This window comes from Accumulibacter sp., assembly GCF_031732815.1.
In the GTDB taxonomy this organism is placed as follows: Bacteria; Pseudomonadota; Gammaproteobacteria; order Burkholderiales; family Rhodocyclaceae; genus Accumulibacter.
Genome location: NZ_JAVMKF010000049.1, coordinates 1 through 8,054, shown reverse-complemented (window position 1 = coordinate 8,054; position 8,054 = coordinate 1). Strand labels below are relative to the sequence as shown.

Here is an 8,054-nt window from a genome sequence, read left to right as displayed (position 1 = left end):
GCTCAGGCGCTGACCTGTGCGTAGGCCCAGGCCAGCCAGGGCATCAGGGCAGCAACGTCGGAGGTTTCGATGGTCGCTCCACACCAGATGCGTATGCCCGCCGGTGCGTCCTTGTACGAGCCGATATCGTAGGCCACGCCTTCGCTCTCGAGCAGCTTCACCATTTTCTTGACTTGCTCGGCGGACAGATCGACGCTCAGGCAGACGCTGGTGTTCGAGCGTGTTGCGGGGTCCGTGGCCAGGAAGGAAATCCATTCGTTGGCGGCGACGAAGTCGGCGATGACCCGCAGGTTGGCTTCGCTGCGCGCAATCGCTCCCGCCACGCCGCCGATGCTCTCGATCCAGTTCAGCGCGTCGAGATAATCGGCGACGCAGAGCATTGATGGCGTGTTGATCGTTTCACCGCGAAAGATTCCCTCGCTCAGCTTGCCCGCCGAGGTCAAGCGGAAGACCTTGGGCAGCGGCCAGGGCGGGGTATAGCTTTCCAGTCGTTCGACCGCGCGCGGACCAAGAATCAGCATGCCATGTGCACCCTCACCGCCGAGCACCTTCTGCCAGGAGAAAGTGACGACATCAAGCTTGTCCCAGGGAAGATCCATCGCGAAGACCGCCGAGGTGGCGTCGCAGATGGTCAGTCCGGCGCGCTCGGCCGGAATCCAGTCGCCGTTCGGCACACGAACGCCGGAGGTTGTTCCATTCCAGGTAAACACCACGTCACGGTCGAAATTCACCTGCGTAAGGTCGACAATTGCGCCGTAGTCTGCCTTCAGCACCCTGGCGTCCGCCAGCTTCAACTGCTTGACCACGTCGGTTGCCCAACCGGAGCCGAAAGACTCCCAGGCGAGAACGTCAACGCCACGTGCGCCGAGCAGCGACCACAAGGCCATCTCCACCGCGCCGGTATCCGACCCAGGCACGACGCCGACCCGGCAGGTTTCCGGCAGCCCAAGGATGCGGGCCGTTTCCGAACAGGCCAGGCCAAGCGCCTTTTTGCCGAGAGCCGAGCGGTGCGAGCGGCCCAGGGTGTCGAGCTGCAGCGCCCGGACGTCGTAACCAGGACGCTTGCTGCACGGACCCGATGAAAAGTTGAGATTCTTGGGTTTGACTGTGGGTTGCATGATTGCCTCTGTCTGGAGAAAAAGAAACCAGGCGAATACGCCGGGTCGCGCCGCGCTGGCGGCTGGCTTGAAACGGTTTGTCATTGTAGCAGAGAGCGTTTTCGCCGGGATTGGGCGGCCGGCCGAAGGATAGGTGCGGCGCCACAGCAGCCGGCGAGCGAAGCAGTCAGGGTAAGCGCTTCAGGCCCCTAAAGAACGCCGGCGAACGGCCGTAAAGGGTAACGGGAGACGGTTTCTTTCCTGCCCAACCAAGGCCGGATCGAGCCTCCGGAGCGCGTGCAGCAAGCGCTTCCTCCAGCGTCGTGGTAGATCGCTGCAAACACGTCGCCCAGATGCCCGTTGCGCCCAGCCGACGCTCGGGCGACTCTTCCGACAGGTAATAAGGACAACCCGTGACAGCAGACCGCGACCGGTTCGAGATGGACGACCCCTCTGTTGAAGACAGTTCCGGCAACGAGATCTTGTTTGCCGGAAGCGAGGCCGTTCCCAGCCACAGCGCCATGGGCGAGGCGTGGAAGGTGCTGCTGGTCGACGATGAATCCGATGTGCACGCCGTGCTGCATCTGGCCTTGCGTGACGTGGTGGTGGACGGCCGCCCGCTGCACTTGCTTGATGCACGCTCGGCTGGCGAAGCAAAGGCGATCCTGCTTGCGCACCGGGACGTGGCGCTGATTCTGCTCGATGTCGTCATGGAATCGGACCGGGCCGGGCTGGACCTCGTTCGTTACGTGCGCGATGTGCTCGCCAACCGCAGCGTACAGATCGTCCTGATCACCGGACAGCCGGGCTATGCCCCGCAGCGCGAGGTTGTCAGCGATTACGAGATCAACGGTTACCGATTGAAGTCCGAACTCAATGCAGACCGGGTTTATGTTTCGGTTTGCTCGGCGATTCGTACCTATCGTTTGATCTGCGAGCACGAGGCCTTGCAGAGCGATCTGCAGCGCAAGGTCGAAGAACTGGACATGGCGATGAAGGCGCTTGGCGAGAGCGAAGCAAATCTGATTCGCGCCCAGTCGGTCGCGCATGTCGGCAGCTGGACCTACGATCTGATGACCGACGAGATGCGCCTGTCGGCCGAGACCTGTCGCATCTTTGGCGTTCGCGAGGGCACGCGCGGGAACTATCGGGCGTATCTGGCGCAGGTGGTGCCGGAAGACAGGGCTCCCTTGGAGGAAGCCTGGCGCCTGGCGATCGAGCGCGGCCAGACCTTCGAACACGAACACCGGATCGTCGTCGGCACGAACATTCGGCACGTTCGCCAGATGGCCGATTTCAGTTGTGGTGCCGACAGCAGGCCAGGGCTTTGCCTGGGAACGACGCAGGACATTACCGAGCGCAAACAGGCCGAGCAGGAGCTGAAGCGCTCGAATGCCGAACTCGAGCGCTTCAGCTACGCCATTTCGCACGATCTTCGGCAACCGCTGCGCATGATCTCGAGCTACCTGCAGTTGCTCGACGCTCATCTGGGCGACAAGCTGGACGGCGAGCAGCGCGAGTTCTTCAACTACGCGATCGATGGCGCACGTCGCCTCGATCAAATGCTCGTTGCGCTGCTCGACTACTCGCGCGTCGGTCGGCTGGGCGAACCACCGGCCTGGGTGGAGAGTCGGGCGATTCTCGACGAAGCTTTGCTTTTCCTGCAGCCGGCGCTCGCCGAGAGCGGCGCGCAGGTTGCGGTGTACGGCATCTGGCCACGCGTTTTTGTGCGCCCGGACGAGATGCTGCGCCTGTTGCAGAACTTGATCGGCAACGCGGCGAAGTTTCGCCTCGCCGGGCGGGCGCCGGAAATCGGTATCAGCAGCAGCGTGTCGAATGGCCACTGGCATCTGCAAGTGAGCGACAATGGTGTCGGCATTCACCACGGGCAGAAGCATCGCCTTTTCCATGTCTTTCAGCGCTTGCAGAGCCGCTCGACGTTTGAGGGAACCGGCGTTGGCCTGGCGCTTTGCCGCAGAATCGCCGAGCATCATGGCGGCAGAATATGGGCCGAGTCAGCGGGCGACGGCCTGGGGAGCACGTTTTGCGTCGCCTTGCCGCTACCGGAAGAGGAATCGTGAGAGCGCCGGCGGAGCAATCCGGGTTATCGCTGGCAGGCGAGATCGCCAACCATGGCCAGCGTGCGGCGTTCCGTTGGCCGGTACGCATCCAGGCGATCGTCTTCTTCATCGTCGCCATGCTGGTTGCCGGCGTCATCTGGCAGCAGGAGCGCGCGCGCCTGTCCGACGAGCGGAGCCGGGCGGCCGATCTGGCGGCGACCCAGGTGCACGCCATCGAACTCGGTATCGAGCGGGTGCTCGGCGCAACCCACGCGCTGGCCGCGATGCTCCGGCATGGGAACGGGGAGATCGCGGATTTCGAGGCCGCCGCCAGACACATGCTTGGCGCCTATCCTGGGGCGATCGGCCTGCAGCTTGCGCCTGGCGGCGTTGTCCGCCAGGTTTTTCCGCTGCGCGGTGCCGAGGAAACGATCGGCTACGACCTGCTGCGCGACCCGGTTCGTGGCGAACAGATGCGCCAGGCACGCGCGACCGGTCAGGTCGTCGTACTTGGCCCGTTCAATCTGCTGCAGGGTGGTCTGGCGGCTGCCGGGCGGCTGCCGGTCTTTCTCGACAATGGGAACGGACGCGAGGTTTTCTGGGGGTTTGCCATCGTGCTCTTCTCTTTGCCGGAGGTGTTGACGCAGGCCCGCCTGAACGACCTGCGCGAGCGCGGTTACGCCTACAGGCTGTTGCGGACAACGAACAACGGTGACGAGCAGCGCGTCATTGTCGCGTCTTCGGCCGCTCCGCTGCCCGAGCCTGTGCAGCAATCGTTACACCCGGCGAGTCTGGGATGGACCCTGGAGCTTGCCCCGCAAACCGGCTGGAATGATCCGTATGGACTGCTCGGGAAGGCTCTTGCCGGTTTCGCATTCAGCCTGCTGCTCGCCTGGCAGGCGGGTTGGCAGGGGCGATCGATGGCGGCGAGCCGCGCACACGAAGCGCTGCTGGAACAGCGGTTGGCGCAGCGCGCTGCCGACCTGCAGCGTTTCGCCGAGGTAACGGCGCATCACCTGCAGGAGCCCGCACGCCGGGTCATCAGCTACAGCGAGCGATTGCGCGAGCAACTCGCAGGCCGGCTTGATGATCGCGAGGTCGATCTGTCGCTCGACTTCATCTGCGCGCAGGCCGAGCGCCTGCGCAAGCTCCTGGGCGACCTCGAACTCTTTTTGGCGGCGGATCAGCCGCTCGGCAAGAGCGAGCCGTGCGATGCTGCCGGTACGGTACGGTCGGTCCTTGGCCGCCTCGCGGAGCGGATCGCTGTGGTCGACGCCAAAGTCACTGTGGCACAACTTCCGCCAGCGTTCATCGATGCTCGGCGCTTGGCGCGCATGTTCGAGATTGCCCTCGACAACGCCCTGCGCCATGCGAGCGGTGAGCGGCCTCTGGCGATCGAGATCGGCGGCACCGAGTCGGGGCGGCAGGTGCGCTATTCGATCAGCGACAACGGACCAGGCGTCGAGGCGGTGTATCGCGAGCGGGTGTTTCGCTTGTTCGAGCGCTTGTCATCCGGCGGCGAGGGAACCGGTGTCGGTCTGGCGATCCTGCGCCGCATTGCGGAGAGCGCTGGTGGCCGCGCCTGGTTAGAGGAAAGTACGGCAGGCGGTTGCCGCGTGGTGCTCGAACTGCCAGCAAGCAGTCCGCCGGAAGCCCTGGTCGGGGGAGCCAGGTGGCCAAGGACCTGACGGCGCGCGAGCGAGCGGTGCTCATCCTGCTCGTCGAGGACGAGCCGGCGGACGCGCACCTGGTTCGCCTTGCCTTGCGCGAGAACCGCGTGCCGGCCGAGGTCGCGCATGTCGTCGACGGCCGCGAGGCACTGGCCTATCTGCGTCGGGAAGGTCCGTCGTTCGTCGGCACCGAGCGGCCGGACCTGATCCTGCTCGATCTGAACATGCCGCGCATGGATGGCTTCGAGTTCCTCGCGGCGGTCAAGCGCGACCCTGGCTTGCGCGGAATACCGGTGGTCGTGCTCAGCACTTCGGAGGCCGAGCGTGACGTGCGCAGTGCCTATCGCCTGGGTGCGGCCGGTTATGTCGCCAAGTCGTCCAGTGTGAACGATCTGATTGTCGCTTTTGGCCGGTTGAGCCGATACTGGCTTACACTTGCAAGATTGCCCGCGCGTGGCAAATGAGCGAAGAGTCGATCATGGCTGATTCCCAACGTAGCAAGCGCATGCTGATGGTCGAGGATGAGGCGGGTGACGCCCGTCTCTTGCAGTTGGCGATGCGCCAGAGTGGCTTTAGCGCTGAGGTTGATCATGTCTGGGATGGTTACGAAGCGCTCGAACATCTGCGTCGCGCCGGGCTCCAGCGGCAATCCGCGGCACGCCCCGACCTGATCGTGCTGGACCTCAAGATGCCCCGCCTGAGTGGCCTGGATTTTCTTCGCCTGATCAAGCAGGACGACGATCTGCGCGCGATTCCGGTTGTCGCCTTCAGTTCGTCGCTGCTCGAGACCGACGTGCGCTCGGCCTACGAGTTCGGTGCCGCCGGCTATCTGACCAAACCGACAGACTTCCAGGAGTTGATCGACATGGTGAACGTTCTGGGTGAATACTGGTTCAGGCTCGTGCGTTTGCCGCACAACGACTAATGCAGCCGGGAGACCCGCAGCCGGGGGCGATGAGGCACGATGACAGTTTTGTCCGGGAATAGGAGCAAGCCGATCGAGCGGCGAACGCCGGCGCTGCGGGCCGCGTGGCGCGCGCTGTGGCAAGCGAAAGACAAGCCGCATGTGAGTGTCCAGGAGGCCGCCGGATGAACAGGTCGGCGCAGCAGCAGATTGCGATTCTCGTCATCGAAGACGACCCCGGCGACCTTCGGCTGATTCAATTGAATATCCGGCGTGCCGGCGTGCAGACCTTGACCGGCGAGAACGCGTTGATCTGCGCCCGGACGCTGCGCGAAGGCATCGCGGTGGCGGCGGCGAATCCACCCGATGTCGTCCTGCTCGACCTGTCGCTGCCCGATTCTTCCGGGCTGGCAACCGTCCAGGGGTTGCGCGCTGAGGTTCCGGGGGTGCCGATCGTCGTGCTCACTGGCCAGGACGACCACCAGCTTGCCGAAGCAGCGCTGCAGGCGGGAGCGCAGGACTACCTGGTCAAAGGTCAGTTTGAGCACGATGCGCTCGGCCGGGCAATCAGACACGCGCTGGTCCGCCAGAAGCTCGAATCTCGCCTGCGCCTGTTCGAAGCTGCCCTGAATTCGGCTGCGAATGGAATTCTCATCACCAACCTGGACTCGACCATCGAATGGGCGAATCCGGCCTTCACCCGGATGACCGGCTTGTCGCTGGCCGAAGCTGTTGGCCGCAAGCCGAGCGAGATTCTCAACTCGGGCAAGCAGGAAGCCCGTTTCTACCAGAACATGTGGCAGACGATCCTGGCTGGTGAGGTGTGGAGCGGCGAACTGGTGAACCGGCGCAAGGACGGCAGCTTGTACGACGAGGCGCTGATCATTTCGCCGGTGACCGACGCCAAGGGTGCGATCCGGCATTTCGTTGCCATCAAGCAGGATATCTCAGAGCGCAAGGCGAACGAAGAACGCGTCCAGCACCTTGCGCATCACGACCAACTGACCGATCTGCCCAATCGCGTCCTGCTCAGTGACCGCCTGGCACAGGCGCTGGCGCAGGCGCGCCGCGATCGTGGTACGCTGGCCCTGATGTTCCTCGACCTCGACAAGTTCAAACCGGTCAATGATATCCTGGGGCACGATGTGGGCGATCTCCTGCTCAAGGAAGTCGCGCTGCGTCTGCGGGCCTGTGTTCCGCGCGAGTCGGATACCGTTTCGCGCCTTGGCGGCGATGAGTTCGTCATCCTTCTGGCGCAGATCGACAAGGCGGCCGATGCGGCGCTGATCGCCAGGAAGGTGCTGCTCGCGCTCAGCCAGCCGTTCACCATCGGGCCACATGCGATTGACATTTCAACGAGCATCGGCATTGCTGCCTACCCGCAGCATGGCGAGGATGTCAGCCAATTGCTGAAGAGCGCCGATATTGCGATGTATTATGCGAAGAACGACGGGCGCAACTGCTATCGCTTCTTCCGCGAACTGAACGAAGGCGGCCTCCCGAGCGGCTGACGCGCCGGGAACCTGAACTTTGCGTTGCGGTCTGTGGAATAAGGCCCGGGCGAACTCGCCGGGCACCAGCGCAGGCCACGCGGGGTAGCTTGCGCCTTACCCACTTGCGGGATCGCACCGGCGTGCTTGCCCGAGCGCGCTTGGCGTGCCTGCCGACAGCGCCGCACGAGAACGATGCGGCGGCCAGTGACTGCTGCAATGCGCCCGGTTGCTCAGTGAGCACCGAGCGTGTCCGGACTCGCCCAACTCAGACGGGTTGGCGTGAGGCTCGCATGTCGTCGCACTGTCCATAGGGGAGGGAAGCGTGGAACTGACACTGAAGCTCAAGAATGACAAACTGGCCGGCGACTTCTGGGGTGGGCTGGCTGCCATGCTGGTTGCCTTGCCATCGGCCATCGCTTTCGGCGTGACGATTTACGGGTCGATCGGGCCGGGCTACGCGGGCCTCGGCGCTCTGGCCGGTATTCTCGGGGCAACGGCACTTGGCCTGGTGGCGCCTGCGCTTGGCGGGACCAACCGCCTGATCACCGCACCCTGCGCGCCGGCTGCCGCCGTTCTCTCGGCGTTTGCCATCGGCCTGGTGCAACAGGAAGTCGAGGCGCCCTTCATTGTTCTCATGCTGACTGCGCTCGGTCTGGTCGCCGGCATCGTGCAGCTCTCACTGGGATTCATGGGCATCGGCAGCCTGATCAAGTACATCCCGTTTCCGGTGGTGAGTGGCTACCTGACCGGCGTGGGGCTGATCATCATTGGCAGCCAGATCCCGAAATTTCTGGGCGTGTTCGGTGGCTACTCGCTGTGGAAAACGCTCA

The 8,054-nt window shown here is 64.0% G+C and carries 7 protein-coding genes; 6 read left to right on the top strand and 1 reads right to left on the bottom strand.

Annotated elements, in window-relative coordinates; genetic code table 11:
• Positions 1–2: 2 nt before the first annotated feature.
• Positions 3–1,118: a phosphoserine transaminase gene (locus RKP46_RS04465; protein ID WP_311105518.1), complete on the bottom strand. Its 1,116-nt coding sequence runs from the start codon at positions 1,116–1,118 to the stop codon at positions 3–5.
• A 392-nt stretch (positions 1,119–1,510) separates the two neighbouring features.
• On the opposite strand from RKP46_RS04465, the gene RKP46_RS04460 reads away from it, so the two are divergent.
• The 6 genes from RKP46_RS04460 to RKP46_RS04435 form a co-directional block, all read left to right on the top strand.
• Positions 1,511–3,178 (top strand): ATP-binding protein, encoded by a 1,668-nt coding sequence (locus RKP46_RS04460; protein WP_311105517.1) that lies wholly within the window; start codon positions 1,511–1,513, stop codon positions 3,176–3,178.
• A complete protein-coding gene (locus RKP46_RS04455) occupies positions 3,175–4,845 on the top strand; it encodes an ATP-binding protein (protein ID WP_311105516.1) in 1,671 nt (556 codons plus the stop codon). The genes RKP46_RS04460 and RKP46_RS04455 overlap by 4 nt, the downstream gene beginning before the upstream one ends.
• On the top strand, positions 4,830–5,291 hold the full coding sequence (locus tag RKP46_RS04450; RefSeq protein ID WP_311105515.1) for a response regulator: 462 nt from the start codon (positions 4,830–4,832) through the stop codon (positions 5,289–5,291). The genes RKP46_RS04455 and RKP46_RS04450 overlap by 16 nt, the downstream gene beginning before the upstream one ends.
• A 14-nt stretch (positions 5,292–5,305) precedes the next feature.
• Positions 5,306–5,752, top strand: coding sequence for a response regulator (locus tag RKP46_RS04445; protein ID WP_311105514.1), 447 nt, complete (start codon positions 5,306–5,308; stop codon positions 5,750–5,752).
• A 164-nt stretch (positions 5,753–5,916) separates the two neighbouring features.
• Complete coding sequence (locus RKP46_RS04440; RefSeq protein WP_311105513.1) at positions 5,917–7,242, top strand: diguanylate cyclase domain-containing protein; 1,326 nt, start codon at positions 5,917–5,919, stop codon at positions 7,240–7,242.
• 370 nt (positions 7,243–7,612) lie between these two features.
• Positions 7,613–8,054, top strand: a 442-nt coding sequence (locus tag RKP46_RS04435; RefSeq protein WP_311105519.1) for a SulP family inorganic anion transporter, incomplete at its 3' end; no start/stop codon positions are given.

What these genes read in the sequence shown, in the direction of transcription:
- RKP46_RS04465 (WP_311105518.1), bottom strand. Translation starts at nt 1,118, where the DNA reads ATGCAACCCACAGTCAAACCCAAGAATCTCAACTTTTCATCGGGTCCG.
- RKP46_RS04445 (WP_311105514.1), top strand. Translation starts at nt 5,306, where the DNA reads ATGGCTGATTCCCAACGTAGCAAGCGCATGCTGATGGTCGAGGATGAG.
- RKP46_RS04440 (WP_311105513.1), top strand. Translation starts at nt 5,917, where the DNA reads ATGAACAGGTCGGCGCAGCAGCAGATTGCGATTCTCGTCATCGAAGAC.